This is a genomic window from Paenibacillus sp. Leaf72 (genome assembly GCF_001422685.1).
Lineage (GTDB): Bacteria > Bacillota > Bacilli > Paenibacillales > Paenibacillaceae > Pristimantibacillus.
This window is the reverse complement of the sequence record NZ_LMLV01000001.1, coordinates 597,721-613,894: the sequence shown is the minus strand read 5'-3', so window position 1 is coordinate 613,894 and position 16,174 is coordinate 597,721. Positions and strand designations below refer to the sequence as shown.

At 47.0% G+C, this 16,174-nt stretch carries 12 protein-coding genes; 6 read left to right on the top strand and 6 right to left on the bottom strand.

What is annotated here, in order from left to right; genetic code table 11:
- The first annotated feature begins 2 nt into the window (after positions 1–2).
- Positions 3–1,679 (top strand): extracellular solute-binding protein, encoded by a 1,677-nt coding sequence (locus tag ASF12_RS02735; RefSeq protein ID WP_056029208.1) that lies wholly within the window; start codon positions 3–5, stop codon positions 1,677–1,679.
- A gap of 160 nt (positions 1,680–1,839) precedes the next feature.
- On the opposite strand, the gene ASF12_RS36270 is transcribed toward ASF12_RS02735, so the two are convergent.
- The 6 genes from ASF12_RS36270 to ASF12_RS02705 form a co-directional block, all read right to left on the bottom strand.
- Positions 1,840–1,932 carry a dihydroorotate dehydrogenase gene (locus ASF12_RS36270; RefSeq protein ID WP_099521728.1) on the bottom strand — a complete coding sequence of 31 codons (93 nt, stop codon included), beginning with the start codon at positions 1,930–1,932 and terminating at the stop codon, positions 1,840–1,842.
- 245 nt (positions 1,933–2,177) lie between these two features.
- Positions 2,178–2,624 (bottom strand): spore germination protein GerPE, encoded by a 447-nt coding sequence (locus tag ASF12_RS02725; protein WP_056029203.1) that lies wholly within the window; start codon positions 2,622–2,624, stop codon positions 2,178–2,180.
- On the bottom strand, positions 2,621–2,836 hold the full coding sequence (locus ASF12_RS02720; protein WP_056029200.1) for a hypothetical protein: 216 nt from the start codon (positions 2,834–2,836) through the stop codon (positions 2,621–2,623). Before ASF12_RS02720 ends, ASF12_RS02725 begins: the two co-directional genes overlap by 4 nt.
- Complete coding sequence (gene gerPC / locus ASF12_RS02715; protein ID WP_056029197.1) at positions 2,829–3,488, bottom strand: spore germination protein GerPC; 660 nt, start codon at positions 3,486–3,488, stop codon at positions 2,829–2,831. Before gerPC ends, ASF12_RS02720 begins: the two co-directional genes overlap by 8 nt.
- Positions 3,489–3,506: 18 nt before the next feature.
- Positions 3,507–3,710, bottom strand: coding sequence for a spore germination protein GerPB (locus ASF12_RS02710; protein ID WP_046229874.1), 204 nt, complete (start codon positions 3,708–3,710; stop codon positions 3,507–3,509).
- Positions 3,707–3,946 carry a spore germination protein gene (locus tag ASF12_RS02705; protein ID WP_056029193.1) on the bottom strand — a complete coding sequence of 80 codons (240 nt, stop codon included), beginning with the start codon at positions 3,944–3,946 and terminating at the stop codon, positions 3,707–3,709. The genes ASF12_RS02710 and ASF12_RS02705 overlap by 4 nt, the downstream gene beginning before the upstream one ends.
- A gap of 219 nt (positions 3,947–4,165) precedes the next feature.
- On the opposite strand from ASF12_RS02705, the gene ASF12_RS02700 reads away from it, so the two are divergent.
- The 5 genes from ASF12_RS02700 (at position 4,166) to ASF12_RS02675 (ending at position 16,173) form a co-directional block, all read left to right on the top strand.
- A complete protein-coding gene (locus ASF12_RS02700; RefSeq protein ID WP_056029191.1) occupies positions 4,166–4,600 on the top strand; it encodes an Hsp20/alpha crystallin family protein in 435 nt (144 codons plus the stop codon).
- A 394-nt stretch (positions 4,601–4,994) separates the two neighbouring features.
- A complete protein-coding gene (locus ASF12_RS36265) occupies positions 4,995–10,733 on the top strand; it encodes a family 43 glycosylhydrolase (protein ID WP_327204890.1) in 5,739 nt (1,912 codons plus the stop codon).
- Between the two features lie 289 nt (positions 10,734–11,022).
- Complete coding sequence (locus tag ASF12_RS02685) at positions 11,023–12,696, top strand: extracellular solute-binding protein (protein WP_056029188.1); 1,674 nt, start codon at positions 11,023–11,025, stop codon at positions 12,694–12,696.
- A gap of 80 nt (positions 12,697–12,776) precedes the next feature.
- Entirely contained in the window at positions 12,777–14,519 is a 1,743-nt protein-coding gene (locus ASF12_RS02680; protein ID WP_056029184.1) for a sensor histidine kinase, read from the top strand.
- Positions 14,512–16,173 carry a response regulator gene (locus ASF12_RS02675; protein WP_056029183.1) on the top strand — a complete coding sequence of 554 codons (1,662 nt, stop codon included), beginning with the start codon at positions 14,512–14,514 and terminating at the stop codon, positions 16,171–16,173. Before ASF12_RS02680 ends, ASF12_RS02675 begins: the two co-directional genes overlap by 8 nt.
- Position 16,174 lies beyond the last annotated feature (1 nt).

Sequence of the window (16,174 nt, the reverse complement as noted above, 5' to 3'; positions counted from 1 at the left end):
CAATGAAAGCGAGAGTAGCTTTGCTTATAATGGCTGTGCTGCTGCTGACCGGCGCGTGTACGGGCAATAATAGCCCAGCGCAGATGAGCGGCTTGCAAGGGGATGAACGGGCAGACAGCAGCGCGGAGCCACTCGCTTATGGAAGCATGCCAGAGCGGGTCAGCGTTCGGGTAGGGTTCAAAATACCCGAATCCCGCTTATCCGGCAGCGACACTAATGACAACAACCCCATTTCCCGCTACTTGGATCAATTGACGAATATAAAGGTGGTTCATGCTTGGGAAGCGAAGGGTGACGATGCCTTTGAGCAAAAAATCAGCTTTGCCATTGCAAGCAACGATATGCCGGATGCAATGGTCGTTGACCGCGCCCAGCTGCGGAAGCTTATCGACAACGACATGATTCAGGATTTAACGGGTACGTATGCGGCATACAGCTCCAAGCTGGTACGCGATATTTATGCTTCATCTGGCGGCAAGGCGCTGGAGGAGGCTTCGCGTGATGGCAAGCTTTACGGCCTGCCCAATGTGGCAATTGAGATGGATGCGGTCACCTTGCTATGGGTGCGCCAGGATTGGCTGGATCGTCTAGGGCTGGAGCCGCCGAAGACGCTTCGCGATATTGAAGAGGTCGCCCGAGCCTTCGTACAGCGTGACCCTGATGGCGACGGAAAGGCGAATACCGTCGGTATAGCCGGAGACAAAATTGTCGTATTCGGGCAGAAGCCGAATCCAAGCGGCTTTGATTCTATTTTTCATTCGTTCCATGCGTTTCCGAAAAATTGGACGAGGGATACAGATGGCAATGTTGTATACGGCTCGATTACACCGGAGAGCAAGGCTGCGCTCGGCCAGCTGGCCGATTGGTACAAGCAAGGGCTGATCGACAAACAGTTTGTGCTGTATCGGGAGTCGGAGGAGCCGATTGTGGATGGCAGAGCAGGGATGTTTTTTGGGCCGTGGTGGATGCCTTATTGGCCGCTATCAGAGGCAGTAGCCCAGAATACGAAAGCAGAGTGGCGCGCTTATGCGGCTCCGGTTGATGCGAACGGGGAGTATGTGACACATACCGCACCGGTAACGGATCGTTATCTCGTTGTGCGTAAAGGCTATGAGCATCCTGAGGCGGTCGTTAAGCTGCTCAATGTATTTACCCGCCTGGAGCGGCGGCTAGACCCGAACATTCAGGAAACCCAATGGCTGGATGAATATGCATCCCAGTCCGGCGTGCAGCTGCGCCATTATTATCCGTTCGACCTGCTGCTTGATTATTCGGATGCGGTAGACAACCGTTATGATAAGTTGCAAGGCGTGCTGGAAGGCAAGCTTGACCCATCGACGCTTGATCCTGACTCTTACCAGCTGTATGAAATGACGGAAACCGAGCATCAGAACCCGAAGAAAAATTTGGATGCATGGAAGCCCGCAGCAGCTTACGAATATGGCGTCGGTGTCATTCGAAAAACACCCATGATTAAAGTAAACAGCGTTTTCTACGGCGCAACACCAGCGATGGGCACAAAATGGGCCGCACTGGAGCAGCTGGAGAACGAGACCTATTTGAAAATCATTGTTGGCGACCAAAGCTTGGACAGCTTTGATGAATTCGTCAAGCAGTGGCGCCTGCAGGGCGGGGATGAGATCACGAAAGAGATTGCGGCGCGTGTTTCCGAGGAATAGTTATCCATGCACGGGCAATAACCGGCAGGGCCCCATGCCCCCTGCCGGTTATTGCCGTGTCTGTATCCTCCTACCCCTTTATTGCTAGTGCTGCTTAAATGAAGCTGGCTTTAAAGCAAGCCATATCAATATGCGCTAACGTGCAATGGTGTGAATAAGCTTAGAAGCAGAAGGTACGCAAGATGATAACTAGCAAAATAAAGAGAACGAGAATTGTGCCCGTATTTGTCCAACAACTGTTGGCACCCGCGATTGGACCGCAACCTACGTTAGCGCCTGCTACAGGGTATCCCACTATTAACAACCTCCTGAATGGTTTTGTTAGTGTGAAGCTTTTGTTCACATGGTTAATGTATGCCGGAGGCGTGTGGAAAAATTGGACGTTTGTACCGTCACATTCGCATTTCAGCTAATGCCTAGTTGAAAAAACGGAAGCTTGGCAAGGGCATATTGCCTTGCGGGTATTTCGTACAGCACAGCTGTTTACTATGCTGCCATTCATCTATACAGCGCAGGCTTGACCGGAGGAAGCGGGCAGCCGATGCCTGGTACTGGAATAGGACGCTTGAACTGGCGAATATGTTTAATCCGCGATTCGGCGATCGTTTCCATCGCATTTCCCGCTTGTACGCTCGATGATGAGCCCATAGCAATAATATAAACGCAGCCCACTACGATGCGCGGACAATGATTGGTACGCTTAATATGGATGATGTCTTTAGCTGGGCCATCAAAATCATCAAATATTGGAAACGACTGGGTGAATAAATCATATGATTCAAAATAAACATCGCCCGCCCGAGTGTGGTCAATTTCCCGCTGCAGCGCAAGCGCACGAAGCTTCGGCGTCGATTGCCCGCGATCTCCGAGCTGGACGATGGCCGCTCCCGAGGCGCTGATAATCGTCAAACCGCCAACCTCAGCCGTACGAATCGGGTAGCTCATTCCGAGCCTTCCCCTTCCGCGCTGCTGGCGCCACCTGGTTCTGGAAAAGGTGCGAGTGGACCAACGATTACGGATTCAGGCGGTGTATCAAAAATGGAATAAAGCGTAACATAGTCGCTATCGCCGATTTGAAAATGCGATGCGCTGGATATGCCAAGTATGTCAACTTTACCAACGCTTAGGCAATCATTGTGTACGACAAATTTAATCATGGGCTTTCCTTACGCCTCCATTCTGTAATTGCTGCATATATTGAAGCATTGCCGCATCGGCATCGCGAGCGGTTTTGGCGAACACCTCGGCTCGGTTTTGCTGGGCAGCGGTTTCCTCGCTAACCCCATCCTGGCGGGGCAGTGACCTGGCGTAATATTGGATGCGGGCAGGCATTTGGCTGCGGATATCGGACAGAATGAGTCTGCGGTGATGGGGATCAAGCGGCATGCAAAACTGTTTTTCCATTTGCATCAGCTTCTGTGCGCCTTCATTGTCGATATACTGATTCATATCATTTTGAATCGGAGCATAGGGATCTGTTGGCTGAGCTGCATCATTAGGCGGAGCGGGATAGACGAGCGGCTTGGATATGGCCATCTGCTCAATATCGCCATTCATATTCGGCGATCCCTGTGGAGTCATGCCGATATTGAGCGTGCCTTCAAGCTTTTCTACCTTCAACTGGTCAAAATGGTACTGCAAATTTTCCACATTATAAGTAGGTTTCGCTTCAAGCTTTTTGAGCTGCTCGCAGATGGCCGCAAGCTGCTGCTCCAACGCGGTGATGCTTTCCTGCTGGCATTGGAGCTGCTTTGCGACGTCAAGCGACCAGGCCTGCCATGGCGACAGCTGATTCGGCTGCTGCTGCATCGTTGAAACCTCCTGTCCTTAGGTCGGATTGGGCAGCGGAACGAAGGAAAGCGGATTTTCGCCCCCCAGCTGGGCGGCTGGTCCCGTGAAGCCGCCCGTATTATACAGCTGGGACAAGGAGCGAATGGAGCCTGCGCTGCCAATTTGCAGGACAGAGCTGTTCGAAACGCTGTCCACGCGGAGCTGATGAATCGTAATCGTCTGATGAACGGTCCAATTCATACGACATTGACCCCGCTCGCAACTTCATTTTGCGAGCTGTCCTGTACGTCTGGATCAAGCGTATTCGTGGCGCTTACGGCGTTGTTTGAATTCGTCAGACTGCCGGTAAGGAAGGAGCCTGAGCCAGCATAGGTTTTGGAAGTGCTGGAGGGCGACATTTGCACGGCGTCGCCAAACTGGACGATGGAGCTGGAGCCGACGCTAACGATTTTTACGAATCCGACTATAGCGGGCATAGCAAAGACCTCCTTGCTGCTAAGCGTATGGTTGTAATATCGTATGCGGCATTCGCCCAGAGGTTCCCTGCTGGGTATATGTTGAGAACAGCGATATTTGCAAATACTGAAAAGCCATATCTCCTTTACTTTTGTTTTGCCGCAGAAGCAGCTAAAGAGGTATCCGCCTAACTGGGCGGCGCATATAGTGGAGATAGGCCGGGAGGTGGGAGGTAAACGATGGATTCTAAATGGGATGAGCTCGAACGCTGGGTAGAAGGGCAGAAGCTGCCTAAAGGCTTTGATGTGCTGCGCGAGCCGGACTGGGTGGAGCAATTTGTGCGCAAAATGATGACCAAAGCGCTGCCTGAAGCTGCCGGAGCCATTGCGGAGCAAGCTTCGCCGTACTCTTTTTCCCAGAGCGAGCAATTTATCATCGTCAAATACCCGCTTCCCGCACATGTGCGCTCGGAAGAGCTTCGTTTATGGGTAAAGGAAGACCGCCTGCGCGTTGAAGGGCTGCCCGGCAATAGGAAGGAAATGATTAAGCTGCCTGTTGGAGTGCGCCCACGCGTATGCAGAGCAATTGTGAAGGACGGCGAGCTTCGTGTGAAGCTGCGCAAGCGGCCGGTGGGGCGGAAGTATTATGAGGCGGATATTCGGTGGCAGGAGTAGAGCGGAAGAAGTATACAAGACGATTGAACCTTGCTGAACAAGTTTTCCTTGCCCGCTGCCTGAAGCTCAAGAAGAAAAGGAATGCTGGCCATGTAAAAAGATGAACGTTGTTTTTTGTCTGATACTTAGTCGATAATAAAAGAGTAAATTTGAAAGCGATTACATATAAAAAAGGGACAACCTTGCTTAGGCCATTCGAAAATGTAGGAGATAAGAGAGCGGATTAGCTACTGTGCTGCTCTCTATTTTTCATTTCTTTTTTAAATCAAATAATGGTAAATAGAAATAAATTAATAATAATTTTCACTTTTAAAATAAAAAAACACATCGATTAGTGAAGGTAATTATTTTATGATAAACACAGAAACGATCATTTGAAGGAGGAGACGAAAAAATGTTCAGAAAGTCATTTGCATTATTGGTAGCGTTTACATTATGGCTAAACGTATTGCCCAGCACCTTCATATTCGCTCAGCAGGAAGAGGCTGCATTTCAAAATCCATTATTATGGGCTGACGTTCCAGATCCAGATGTTATTCGTGTAGGCGACGTCTATTACATGTCCAGTACGACTATGCATATGAATCCAGGTGTACCAATTATGAAATCAACTGATCTCGTACACTGGGAAATCGTCAATTATGTGTATGATATTTTGGCTGATAATGACGAGCAGACGTTTCGAAATGGAAAGAGCGATTATAGCAAAGGCTCGTGGGCCAGCAGTTTAAGGTTTTATAATGGCAGCTATTATGTCGCATTTTCTTCATACAGTACCGGTAAAACCTATATCTATCAAACGGCCGATATTGAAAAAGGGCCTTGGACCAGATCCGAGCTTGACGGGGTTTTTCATGATATGTCGTTGCTGTTTGATGATGATGGGCGTGTGTACATGGTTTACGGCGGCGGGGATATTAAAATCATTGAGCTTACCGCAGATGCGACTGCGATTAAAGTCGGCGGTCTAAACAAAATCCTTATCCCCGACGCCAGCTTGGTAGCAAGCACAATAGAGAACGTAGGTTTACCTGCAGAGGGCTCTCACATTCAAAAAATAAATGGATATTATTATGTATTCAATATCGCATGGCCTAAAAATTCACCTCGTGTTCAAATCGTCCATCGCGCCTCAACAATCGATGGTACATATGAGGGAAGACTTGCATTAAGCGAAGGAACTGCACAGGGTGGCATTGTCGACACGAAAGACGGCAAATGGTATGGCCTGTTGTTCAGAGATCACAGCGCAGTAGGACGAATACCGTTTCTGGTACCCGTTGCTTGGGAAAATAATTGGCCGGTGTTCGGCGTCAACGGTACAATTCCGGAAAACATTAAAATGCCTGTAAGCGGAGTAAGCGCAAACAGCAATTTTGCAGCTTCCGATGAGTTCTACCAGAACGCAGAGAGAGTGGGAGCTTCACAATTTAATGCATTAGGCCGTTCATCAGCGAATGCGGCTGCTATGCAACAAATTTCAGGCCTAGATGCACAGCTTTCCGCAGAGGAAGGACAAGAGCTTCTGCTCAACGGCAGCTTTGAAGAAGGTCAAGACCCATGGACAGCTCATGATCAGGCCATTGTTACGGTAACAGACAGCGTATATCACAGCGGCTCCAACAGCATGCACGTCAGCAGCAGACAGGCTACAGGGGCAGGGGTTCAGCAACGGCTTGCCAGTAAAGTAAAGGCTGGCGGCACCTATAAATTTTTGGCAAAAGTAAAATATGAAGGTGACGACTCGCTTCCTGCTAGAAGGCAATTTAATGTCGCAATGCAGGATGGAGATTGGACAACGATCAAGGTGATGGGATCAGCTATGGTAAACAAAGGGGAATGGGGAACGATTGCAGGCACCTACACCATCCCGGCAGATGCCGAGCTTCATGAGCCGATTATTTTCATCGAAACATCCTGGACAGCTGAGCAAGATCCGGTTAAGGATTTGATGAATTTTTATGTGGATGACGTGTCACTCATTGACGTTACTCCAGCCGAAGGTGTGGACCAAACAAACGACGGAGAATATGACTACAATGGCTCCAATCTTGCCTTAGTATGGCAGTGGAACCATAACCCGGACCAAAATCATTGGTCGTTGACACAGCGTCCAGGCTATTTGCGGCTTACGAACGGAAGGAAGAGCACAAGCATCGAAAATGCTAGAAATACGCTTACCCAACGAACGTTTGGGCCAGAAAGCTCCGGCAAAGTGGCAATGGATATAAGCCAAATGAAAAATGGAGATTTTGCTGGTCTCGCCGCTTTTCAGAAGGACTATGGATTTGTAGGTGTGAAAATGGAGGGGAATTTGAAATCCCTCGTTATGGTGAATGCAAGCTCAGGAACAGCAGAAGAGTTGGCAAGTATTCCACTCACACAGGACAGAGTCTACTTAAAAGTCGAATTTGACTATAGGAATTTTACCGATAAAGCCAATTTCTACTATAGTCTAAATGGCGTTGAATGGCGAGCAATAGGAAATACCCTTCAATTGAGCTATAAGCTTGATCATTTTATGGGCTATCGATTCGCATTGTTTAATTTTGCTACCAAGACTACAGGCGGATATGTAGATTTTGATTACTTTAGAGCAGCCGACAAGCTGACGGGAACCGATTCAGCCGCAACCGTCCTGCAAGCAGATTTGGGAGATTTGCCGGATGTTATTGGCGTTCAGAATATGGAGCTTTCCGTACCTGTAAAGATGGAAGCGCTTCCGGATGAGGGGTATAAGTCGATTTCAGCGTCCTTCAACATCCCTGATTATTTAACGGTAACCGATGTTGCGTTTAATGCTGACAATCTGACTGGAAAGGGGGCGTATACGTATGACGATCATCATCTTCAGCTGCATGTATCTGGGGACAAGGTGAAGTTCGCCAACGCATCCTCCGACCTTTTTGCGACGATCAAGCTGAAGGTGGATCGATTTGTGCCATCTGATCGTACCGTTTTCATTCGCACAGACTACATTGCTGTTGAAGGCGGAAATGTCGTTTACAACGTTCATGATGCAGTAGCGAGCATTGGATTAAAGCAGTTGGATACGAAAGCGCTTGCGAAAATCCCGGGCTACTCCAATCCGCTGATGAGCCACAAGCTGGGAGCTGATCCGTATGCATTAGTTTTTGATGGAAGAGTTTACATCTATATGTCGAGTGACGCCTTCGAATATGATAGCAGCGGAAATATTAAAGATAATTCGTTCGCTAATTTGAATAAAGTACATGTGATTTCCTCGGCAGATATGGTGAACTGGACGGATCATGGCGCAATTCCAGTGGCGGGATCGGGCGGCATTGCGGACTGGGCGACTTTTTCTTGGGCGCCGGCAGCTGCTCATAAGCAAATAAACGGAAAGGATAAGTTCTTCCTTTATTTTGCTAATGGTGCGGGAGGAATTGGCGTGCTGACTGCGGACAGCCCGCTCGGACCGTGGATTGATCCGCTCGGAGAAGCGTTGATAACCGGAAATACGCCTGGCGTTCCCGGCGTCGTCTGGCTGTTTGACCCGGCAGTACTGGTTGATGACGACGGCAAAGGTTATTTGTATTTTGGCGGGGGCATTCCTGGTGAACCTAACTCGACCGCAGAACAAATGGCTCATCCCAACACCGCCAGAGTAATTCAACTGGGTGATGATTTGATCAGTACAGTAGGGTCGGCGGTTACGATCGATGCGCCTTTCATGTTCGAGGATTCCGGCATTCATAAGTATAATGGAAAATATTATTACTCCTATTGTTCGAATTTTGCGGGTACTCATCCGGAAGGCACACCGCCTCCAGGTGAAATTGCTTATATGGTGAGCGACAGTCCTATGGGGCCGTTTACGTATGTCGCCCCAATTCTGAAAAATCCGTATACGTTTTTCGGGGTTGGCGGCAATAACCATCATGCTATTTTCGAGTTTAATGGAGAGTGGTATGTTACCTACCATGCGCAGACCGTCAGCAAAGCTTCTATAGGGGACGGAAAAGGCTATCGTTCCACTCATATTAATAAGGTTGAATTTTATGAGAATGGACGAATGAAAGAGATTCAAGCTGATATGGAAGGTGTCGCTCAACTGAAAACGCTCGATCCCTATCAAAGAACGGAAGCAGAAACAATTGCATGGCAAGCAGGCATTTTGACAGAAATATTTGAAGCGCCAGGCAGCCAAAGCACAAACCCTAATCTGAATGTCACAAATATTCATAACGGGGATTGGCTGGCGGTTGCGAATGTTGATTTCGGCAATGATGGGGCCGGGTCATTCGAAGCCAATATTGCTTCAGTCGTAGGCGGGAAAATTGAGATTCGTATAGATAGTCCTATTGGTGAGGTTATAGGTACGCTTGATGCGGCTTCTACAGGCGGGGAGCAAGCTTGGAAGCTGATAAAAACAGATGTAAGTTCTGTTAAAGGGGTTCACAATGTTTTCTTGATGTTCAAAGGAGAAGGCGAGAGCAATCTTTTTAATATGGATGATTGGAAATTCACCGCTCTTGAAACGGAGGAAAACATTCCCCTGCAATCCGTCAGCATTTCATATGGGGCACAAACCCTTAAAGTGAATGAGCAATTGGCTGTTAACTCGGCGCTTGATCCAACTGATGCAACCAACCCCGCTTATCAATGGGAGGCTAGCGGTTCTATTAGCATCGTAGGCGACAGCAACAAAGCTGCCGTAACCATTAAAGGCTTGTCGGCTGGATTAGGGACGCTGACATTAACTGCTGTTGCCGGAGGCAAAGAGAAAAAAGCGGTAACGCAAATTACGGTAACGGGCGAAAACAACGGAGGCAGTAATGGTGGCAGCAATGGTGGAAACAACGGAGGAAGCAGCGGTGGCGGTGCACCAGCAGCTACACCAGGGACAGGAAGCAGCAGTATCGACATCCTAATCAACGGCAAGGTTGTGAGTGCCGGAACTGGAACTGCCGATGTGACAAATAAAAATGGGAAAACCGTTACAACGGTTGTGTTTGACGAGCAGAAGCTGAAGCAGCTGCTTGCTTCGTTGGGGGACAATGCGGTCATTACGATTCCCGTTTATAACGGCTCCGACATCGTTATCGGGCAGTTGAATGCGCAAATGCTAAAAGGCTTAGGAGAGAAGAAAGCTGTAATCGAGATCAAAACCGATCGGGCAGCCTATACTGTGCCTGTGCAGCAAATCGAAAGGAACGTGATAATCGGTCAACTGGGGGCCATGATCAATTTACAAGATACGACGATGCAATTTGAAATTGCAGAAGCGTCCGAGGAAATGGCAAAAGTGGTAGAGAATGCGGCTGCTCGGGAGGGATTTAACCTAGTCATACCGCCAATTGATTTTAAAATTAGTTTAATAAATAAAGATTCTGTCATTCATCTGACGAAGTTCAATGCTTATGTCCAGCGGACAATTACTCTTCCAGAGGGTATTCATCCGGACCAAATAACAACAGGCATTGTAATAGAGCCTGATGGAATAGTTCGTCATGTGCCAACTAAAATCGTTCAGGTGGACGGCAAGTATTATGCGTTGCTGAACAGCTTGTCGAACAGCACCTACTCGATTATTTATCATCCCGTAATGTTCAAGGATGTCGCAAATCATTGGGCAAAGGATGCCGTCAACGATATGGGCTCAAGAATGGTCATTAATGGCATCGGCCAAAATTTGTTTAACCCAAGTGCAGCCATCACACGGGCCGAATTCGCAGCAATCATTGTAAGGGGACTGGGATTGGAGCTGGAAAGCGGCACACCTCCATACTCGGACATTTTGGCGAAGGATTGGTACAGCAGCGCGGTCATGACTGCCCAAGCCTACGGACTTATCCAAGGATTCGAGGATGGCACATTCCGGCCGAAAGAGAAAATTACTCGCGAGCAGGCGATGACGATTTTAGCAAAGGCGATGGTCATGACCGGTCAGAAAGCGAAGCTTTCCAGTCAAGCTGCGAGCGAGCTATTAAAGCCCTATACCGATGCATCGGAGGTGGCTGACTGGGCGAAAAGCGGAATAGCGGACAGCATACAAGCGGGCATCGTAACTGGTAGAAATGAAGCTATACTTGCTCCGAAAGCGCAAGTGACAAGGGCCGAGGTTGCCAAGATGGTGCAGCTGCTGCTGCAGAAGTCGGATTTAATCTAATTTTTGGAGTTGTTCGGGTGTGTAGGCATACCGATGTCGGCATGTGGTTTCTTACTAGCGTTTATTTCGGCCCTATTTCATCTGACGAAGAAGTTTCAAGCGCATCCGTCCATCATCCAATAAAGGAGATGGGCGGATGATTTATTTTTTTAAGTAAAGGACGGGTAACAAAATAAAGAGATGTGTATTGTGTTATTAGCCCGTAATTCGGATAATTAGAAGCATAGAATGGAAATGGATCGATATTTTCAAATGTGAAATGGGGTCACACCTGTTGAAAATACCAATAATGAACAAGGTCAAGCTTTTGCTTACTGCATTATTGTCAGTTCAACTCCTTGCGTCATGCGACTATAGCAGCGGCACCAACAAAGAAGTATCTAGTGAATTTGAAGGAGAGACTGCCTATCAGGGTGCCGCGCTAAGCCAATATAATCCAGCTATTGAATTAACCTTTGCAAGAGAAAGCGACGATAGCTTGGAGAATTTAATCAGCCAATTGCCAGAAGAAACGTTTGAGGATAATAGGTGGAATCGACTATATGAACAGATGCTGGGCATTAAAATTAAATATGATTGGGTTGCCAAGGGGGACCTTTATCATCAGAAACTAAGCGGTGCATTTGCTTCAGGAGATATACCCGATGTCGTCAGAGTCAATGCGCAGCAGCTGAGGATGCTCAGCAATGCTGGACTGATTCAAGATCTATCTGCTGCTTACGAGCAATATGCCTCTTCGTTTACGAAGAAAATTTTAAGCCAAGAAGGGACGGGCCCTTTCGAAGCGGCAACGGTCGATGGTAGGCTGATGGGAATACCAGAGACCAGCTCTTCTATTGAAGGGGCGATGTTTATTTGGCTGCGTACAGATTGGTTGGAGCAAGTCGGTTTAAAACCGCCGAAAACGATGGGCGACGTTTTAGCTATTTCGAAAGCGTTTACAGAAAATGACCCTGACAATAATGGCATTAATGATACGTTTGGACTAGCCGTGACCCAATATTTATTCGATCCCGTTATGGGCTTGGCAGGCTTTATGGCAGGCTATGAGGCTTACCCTAACCTATGGATCAAGGACAAGTCGGGAAAACTCTTATATGGCGGGATTCAACCCGAAGTGAAAGAGGCGTTAAAGGTGCTTCAAAATACGTATCGGGATGGTCAAATCGATAGCGAGTTTGGGCTTAAGGATGGTTTGAAAGAAGAAAAGCTAATTGCTGAGAGCCATATTGGCATGTTTTATGGAGAGCAATGGGGGTCTTTATTAGCTCAAACCAGCCGTGCTGCTCAACCAAATGCAGAGTGGCAGGCATTTCCGATCGTTTCTGTGTCAGGAGAAGAGCCGATGGTACCGCTGCGGTTCAGCACGAGCCAGTTTCTTGCCGTTAGAAAAGCTTATCCCCATCCTGAAGCAATCGTTAAGCTTTTTAATTTGCATTTGGAGAAAAACTGGGGGGAAACGGCTGAATATGAAACCTATTACAGCTCTCCATTACCGGTATGGAAGCTTTCACCGGTTACCCCTTTTCCAGCGATGAAAAACTTGGAGGCGTATCGCCAAATTGCTGAGTCAGAAAGAACCGGCGATCATTCTGTCTTAAAGGATGAAGCCAGTTCCATCTACAAAAACATTCAAACCTACCGTACTGGCCATGTGAACAAGGAGTCAGGATGGGGATGGGAGCGGACCTATGGGCCGAATGGGGCTTTTGCGATCCTTGATCAATACATGAAGAATAATCAGCTATTGTACGAAAGCTTTGTAGGGCCTCCAACGGAAACGATGATAGTGAAGCAAGCCATTTTGTATAATCAACAGATCGAAACGTTCGTGAATATTATACTTGGCAGTCCCATAGACGAGTTTGATCGGTTTGTAGACGATTGGAATAAGCTGGGCGGGAGTCGTATAACAGCGGAGGTAAATCAGTGGTATGCGGAAAGAGGCAGTGATTTTAAGTAAGAAGACTCTCCTTCGACTCTGTATGCTAGAAGACAAGACACTTGCTCATCACTTATTAAAGCAGCATCGGAGGAATTGGTTTGCTTAAATTTCCCGCCCATTCATGGCGAAATACGATATTCATGCGACAGGTCATTATTTATCTCATTGTGATTCTGCCTATCATCCTGCTAGGCGTCTATTTGTATAATTGGAGCTATAAAAATGCGAGCGAAGGCCTGTCAAGAACTTCCGAGGCGCAATTATCGAATTATTTGGAAGCCTTTAATCGGGAAATTGAATGGATGGAGCTGCAGGAGTTCGACTTGTTGGAAGATAATGAATTGAATAGGCTCGTTGTCACTTGGGAGATGATGGACAATGTTGAAAAAAGAGCGAGCTTAAATTATTTGATCCGTCGCTTAACTTCTTTTAAAAATAGCAGTGTTTATATTAAAGATGTTTATGTGCATATCCGTCCTGTTAACAAAACAATTTCGTTCGGCAATGCGATCTCTGATCTTGACGTTGAAAAGTTCAATTACTTTCGCTTCAGTATTGGGAGGAGCGAGCAGCGACTTGTAAAGTGGGGGAACACCCTTCATCTTAGCACCTCAAAGTATAACGGCATGAAGGGAGAAGAGCCGCTATTCGTCATACAAATTGAATTAGATAGGGAAAAGCTGAGATATGCCTTGGACCAAGTCAATATTTATCCGGAAAGCGGGTCATTTCTCATTTCGGATACAACGGGATTTGTATTGATGAGCGACGAGCAATTAAGTGGAAGGCTTCAAGGCGATATAAGAGAAGTAGAAGAAGCCAGCACGACCAAGCTGATTATTGATGGCAAAAAGTATCATATTGACAAAGCACATTCGGATAAATTGGGTGTTACCGTCGCTTCGTATTTGCCCGAGGAAACCGTACGCAAACCGCTGGGCAAATTTGTAATCTGGGCTTGGCTATTCGCGATCATGACCTTCATTGCCATCGCTATCTATTCTTATTCCACTTATAAATTCGTTCATAAACCATTGCTGCTCCTCGTTCAGAGCTTTAGGAGAATGGAGGGAGGTGCACTGGATATTCATATTGAGCATGAGGAAAAGGATGAATTCGGCTACCTGTATAATCGGTTCAACCAAATGCTGAATAAATTGCAGGCACTGATTGATCAGGATTTCAAGCAAAAGCTGATGATGCAGCGGGCAGAGCTGAAGCAGCTTCAATCTCAAATCAATCCCCATTTTCTTTATAACAGCTTTTTTATTCTCAATTCCTTGGCTAGAACCGGAGATACGGAGCGCATTGAAGAATTTACAAATATGCTAGGGGAATATTTCAGGTTCATTACCCGTAATGGGGAGGATAATGTGCTGCTAGCTGAGGAAACGAAGCACTCCCGCATGTACACCGAAATTCAGAAGCTCCGGTTTTCAAGGCGGATTCGTGTGGAATTTGATGAATTGCCAAAGGAAATGGCGAATATCCGTGTGCCCAGGCTTATCATTCAGCCTATTATCGAAAACGCATATGAGCATAGTCTAGAGAAAATGACGGAAGATGGTCTGCTTCGAGTTGCTTTTGAGCTGGATGAGACTGCAGCTCAAATTATCGTGGAGAACAATGGGAATCGACTGAGCGATACCGAAATTGAAGACTTACAGAATCGCCTGGACAGCCCTTCAGAATCCTATGAAATGACAGGCATGATGAACATTCATAGGCGCATTCTTTTAACGTATGGAAAAAATAGCGGATTGCTTCTGTCTAGAAGCGAGCTGAACGGTCTTAAGGTCGTCATTCGCATCAAGCTGAAGGAGGAGAAATGGATTGCTTAGACTGTTAGTCGTGGATGATGAAGATATCATTACGGATGGGTTATATGAAGTGTTCCAGCAATGGATGCCAGACAAGCTCGATGTCTGTAAAGCGTACTCTGGCAAAGAAGCGCTAAATTGGTTGAAACGTACCCGAATTGATATCGTTCTGACTGACATTAGCATGCCAGGCATGAGCGGTTTAGAATTGTCGGATGAGATTCAGATGTATTGGCCAAGATGCAAAATCATCTTCCTAACGGGCTATAGCGAGTTTCAGTATGCTTATAAGGCGATTCAAATGTCCAATGTTCGATATTTATTGAAAACAGAAGGGTATGCGAAAGTTACTGAAGTTGTACAGGAAGTCATTCAAGAGATTCATCAAAACAATCAATTGAGCGCATTAGTCGAGCAATCCCGCGAACAGGTTGATGCGCTTGAATTTATGGCGCAAGGAGAGTATATCAGACATCTTCTGCAAAAAAGCCATCTTCTATGCCTTGAGCAAGAGGTGCTGGTCAAGGAATTCGGCAAACTGAACATCGATCTGAATCCTTTGATTCCGGTTGTAATGGTAGTTGGTCATTTGTCCTATCCAGCTGAGGCCACTTACTCCGATAGAAGCGAGCTTGTTCATTCCACCAGAATGATCTGGCATTCCTATTTGTCAAAGCAGACGCGGCATATTGGAATTGTTGATAAGCACGGAGATTTGTTATGGCTGCTTCAGCCTTCAGAACATGTCGAGGAGAGGCTATATAATCATTTGATTCGTTATTTGGAAGGAACGCTGGAGCTCATCCAGGAGACATGCTTGGAATCGCTCGGCTTAACGATTGCCTTCACCATAAGCGGTGCTTCTTGTGAATGGGAAGCGGTAACGCAGCAATATGAAAGGCTGCGCCAGCTGCATCAAATGACAATTGCCGACGGGTTATCGATTATTTTAATGGATCGCACGGAGCAGCTTGAGCCTTCAAACAGGAAAGAAGACGGTATGCTTGCTCAAAAAATAGAGTTAATGGAAGCCTATCTTGAGGCTGGGAGGAAAGATAAGTTTTGTGAAGTGCTGGAGGAATTGACGGCCAGCATGCTGCATGCAACGGCCCATGTTCACCGAACGATAGAAAGCTATTATTCTATCGCGCTCGTGCTGCTTTCTTCCATTAATCGCGGGGGACTTTATCACCAGATCGGTGATTATGGAAAACTGATGCGTCTGGATGAGCATTCATCCATGAAGGAGGGGATTGCCTATTTGCATGTCATTGCCGAACGCCTATTCAAAGTTAAGCATAACGGCGAGCTAGAGCGGGCAACCAGTGTAATCGACCGTATATGCCGATATATCGAAGAACATTTAAGCGAGGATTTGTCCTTAGTGCGGCTGGCGGAAATTAATTATTTTAATCCATCCTACTTATCCCGTTTTTTTAAGCAGGAGCGCGGAGTGAATTTATCTGAATATATAGATAGCTGCCGCTTGAAAAAAGCGAGAGAGCTGCTAAGGAACGGGGAGCTTAAAATTCGAGAAGTATCGTCCGCCGTCGGTTACGAAGCGGCACATTCGTTTACGCGCTTTTTCAAGAAGGCTACGGGAATAACGCCGCAAGAATATCGGGATACCTTTCCTACAGGAATAAATGAAAGCGAACGTACAAGGAGGATATGAA

Coding starts and splice junctions, on each gene's coding strand:
- ASF12_RS02735 (WP_056029208.1), top strand. CDS start 3: ATGAAAGCGAGAGTAGCTTTGCTTATAATGGCTGTGCTGCTGCTGACC.
- ASF12_RS02685 (WP_056029188.1), top strand. CDS start 11,023: ATGAACAAGGTCAAGCTTTTGCTTACTGCATTATTGTCAGTTCAACTC.
- ASF12_RS36265 (WP_327204890.1), top strand. CDS start 4,995: ATGTTCAGAAAGTCATTTGCATTATTGGTAGCGTTTACATTATGGCTA.
- ASF12_RS02710 (WP_046229874.1), bottom strand. CDS start 3,710: ATGAATTGGACCGTTCATCAGACGATTACGATTCATCAGCTCCGCGTG.
- ASF12_RS02705 (WP_056029193.1), bottom strand. CDS start 3,946: ATGCCCGCTATAGTCGGATTCGTAAAAATCGTTAGCGTCGGCTCCAGC.
- ASF12_RS02700 (WP_056029191.1), top strand. CDS start 4,166: ATGGATTCTAAATGGGATGAGCTCGAACGCTGGGTAGAAGGGCAGAAG.
- ASF12_RS02720 (WP_056029200.1), bottom strand. CDS start 2,836: ATGATTAAATTTGTCGTACACAATGATTGCCTAAGCGTTGGTAAAGTT.
- ASF12_RS02725 (WP_056029203.1), bottom strand. CDS start 2,624: ATGAGCTACCCGATTCGTACGGCTGAGGTTGGCGGTTTGACGATTATC.
- gerPC (WP_056029197.1), bottom strand. CDS start 3,488: ATGCAGCAGCAGCCGAATCAGCTGTCGCCATGGCAGGCCTGGTCGCTT.